Below are 2,526 nucleotides of genomic sequence, written 5' to 3'. Positions count from 1 at the left end.
AGTACATCGAGATGGAGTACAACAGCGACCGGCTCCACTCGTCCCTGGGGTACATCACCCCTCAGCAACATTTTTTAGCGGTTGCTGCTTAATCCGTGTCCGCTGCGACTTGACCAGAACAATCGGAATCGACATGGGCATTGCCCGGTTCGTCTCGCTCTCGGATGGCACGTACTACGAACCGCTCAACAGCTTCAAGCGGCACGAAACCGCCCTTCGCAAGGCGCAGCAGGCAATGAGTCGCAAGGCGAAGTTCAGCAACAACTGGAGAAAATCCAAGGCCAAAGTTCAGCGCATTCATTCCCGGATCGGCAACGCACGCCGTGACTACCTGCACAAGACCTCGACCGCGATCAGCCAAAACCACGCGATGGTGTGTATCGAGGACTTGCAGGTACGGAATATGTCCAAGTCAGCAGCGGGTACAACCGAGCAACCGGGCAAAAACGTTCGGGCCAAGTCGGGCCTGAACAAGTCCATCCTCGATCAGGGTTGGTTCGAGTTTCGACGCCAACTGGATTATAAGCTCCATTGGCGAGGTGGCTGGCTGATCGCCGTGCCGCCGCAAAACACCAGTCGAACCTTCCCATGCTGCGGTCACGTCTCGGCGGAGAACCGGAAGACGCAAGCTCAGTTCCAGTGCGTGGAATGCGGCTTCGAGGAAAACGCCGATGTCGTCGGCGCGATCAATGTTTTAAGGGCGGGACACGCCCGGTTCGCCTGTGAAGTAAGCGATGCAGTAGAGTCGCCAGCAGCAGGAACCCACCGAAGCGACTCAGGAGCGGCTCAATGCCGGGCCTGAGCGCCGTAGGAATCTCCAGCCTTCAGGCCGGGGAGGATGTCAAATGGTAGAGTCTGGATGATGTCAAAAGTCTAGACGACAGGTCGCCCTATGGTCGACAAGATCGTGGCGTCAATCTTTCAGCCCAATGAGCCTTATCATCCTTCTTTATGAATGAAACTGTGCATGTTCCATCTCCGGAAGTCCAGGCTTCGGTTTGCGGATCGAACGACGGGCGTCGGTTTGGCGGTATCGCCAGACTGTACGGAAAACCGGCCTTGGACCGGCTGGCGCGTTCCCGGGTGTGCGTCGTCGGGATCGGTGGCGTGGGTTCCTGGGCCGTCGAGGCCTTGGCGCGCAGCGGGGTGGGGGCGTTGACACTGGTCGATCTGGACCATGTGGCCGAATCCAATATCAATCGACAGATTCATGCCCTGGAGCACACTCTGGGGGCCTCCAAGGTCAAGGCCATGTCTCAGCGTGTTCAAGAGATCAATCCCCGGATCGTGGTGAGAGAAGTGGAAGATTTCATCACCCGGGAAAATGCCCGGGAATTGATTGCCGGGGCCGATGCCGTGGTGGATGCCGTTGATCATGTGCGTGCCAAGATCGGGATTGTGCTGGCCTGTCGTGAGGCAGGGGTGCCCGTGATCATGGCCGGTGCCGCCGGGGGCAAGAAGGATCCTGGGCGCATCTGTTTGGATGACCTTTCCAGAACCGAGCATGACGCCTTGCTGGCCAAGGTACGCAGGCGGCTTCGGTCCTTTCATGGCTTCCCGCGGGATCCTCGACGCCGGTTCGGAATCCCCGCGATCTTTTCCATGGAATCGGGGCGGCAGCCGTCATCGCCGGAGAGCGAGGATGGTGCCGGTCCGCAAGGCCTGAGTTGCTCCGGCTATGGGTCCAGCATGGCGGTGACCGCAACCATGGGTCTGAGGGCGGCCGCCTGGGCGCTGGATGTACTGGTGACATCCCCTTCGGCGGTGGCTGATCAGGCATGAGTGCCCGGGGTTTTGCCATGGCGGTGCAGTTCGGCCGTAGGCAGTGACGTTCCGGATGACCAAAACAATCAAAAGACAGGAGCCGTTCCGATGGCCGGACTGATATTTCTCGGGGGCATGCTGCTGCTGGTGGCCATTGCCGTCGGTTGGACCATTTCCATCTATAACACACTGATCACCTTGCGCAATCAGGTCGCCAATGGCTTTGCCCAGATCGACGTGCAGTTGACCAGACGGCACGACCTCATTCCCAACCTGGTGGAGACGGCCAAGGCTTACCTCAGCCATGAACGGGAAACCCTGGCGGCCGTGATACAGGCCCGCAATCAAGCGGTTGCCGGGCTTCGGCAGGCTGCGGCGGATCCCACCAGTGCCACGGCGATACAGCAACTGGCAGGAGCGGAAGGCGCCCTGGCAGGCATGATGGGACGTCTGTTTGCCCTTTCCGAGGCTTATCCCGACCTCAAGGCCAGCCAGAACATGCAGCAGCTTGAAGTGGTCCAATTGTAGCGGACACCCCGTTAAGCCCTCGTAGGCTATGCATTGGAGGTGTTCATGAGCAAGAAGGCACGACGTCGATACACGGCGGAATTCAAGGCTGAGGCAGTGGCGTTGGTTGAGCGCCAGGGGTATGGGGTGGCCGAAGCTGCCCGGTCTCTGGGAATCAATCGCAGCCTGTTGGATCGGTGGTTGCGCAAGGAACGTGAGCGGCAATCTCCCCAGCATGACCAACAGGAGGACCAG

The 2,526-nt window shown here is 59.5% G+C and carries 3 protein-coding genes and 1 pseudogene; all 4 read left to right on the top strand.

Annotation, left to right across the window (positions count from 1 at the left end):
• Window positions 1-133: 133 nt before the first annotated feature.
• Complete coding sequence (locus CKO35_RS17380; protein ID WP_242467350.1) at window positions 134-802, top strand: RNA-guided endonuclease InsQ/TnpB family protein; 669 nt, start codon at window positions 134-136, stop codon at window positions 800-802.
• Between the two features lie 149 nt (window positions 803-951).
• Entirely contained in the window at window positions 952-1,782 is an 831-nt protein-coding gene (locus CKO35_RS17375; RefSeq protein WP_200177366.1) for a tRNA threonylcarbamoyladenosine dehydratase, read from the top strand.
• Window positions 1,783-1,872: 90 nt separating this feature from the next.
• A pseudogene (locus CKO35_RS17370) lies at window positions 1,873-2,274 on the top strand (LemA family protein); the annotation flags it as partial.
• A gap of 63 nt (window positions 2,275-2,337) precedes the next feature.
• Window positions 2,338-2,526 (top strand): transposase (locus CKO35_RS17365; protein WP_200173378.1); only part of this gene is annotated, 189 nt, incomplete at its 3' end.

This window comes from Ectothiorhodospira shaposhnikovii, assembly GCF_016584105.1.
Classification (GTDB): Bacteria; Pseudomonadota; Gammaproteobacteria; order Ectothiorhodospirales; family Ectothiorhodospiraceae; genus Ectothiorhodospira; species Ectothiorhodospira shaposhnikovii.
This window is presented reverse-complemented; position numbering and strand designations above follow the sequence as displayed.

What these genes read in the sequence shown, in the direction of transcription:
- CKO35_RS17380 (WP_242467350.1), top strand. Translation starts at nt 134, where the DNA reads ATGGGCATTGCCCGGTTCGTCTCGCTCTCGGATGGCACGTACTACGAA.
- CKO35_RS17375 (WP_200177366.1), top strand. Translation starts at nt 952, where the DNA reads ATGAATGAAACTGTGCATGTTCCATCTCCGGAAGTCCAGGCTTCGGTT.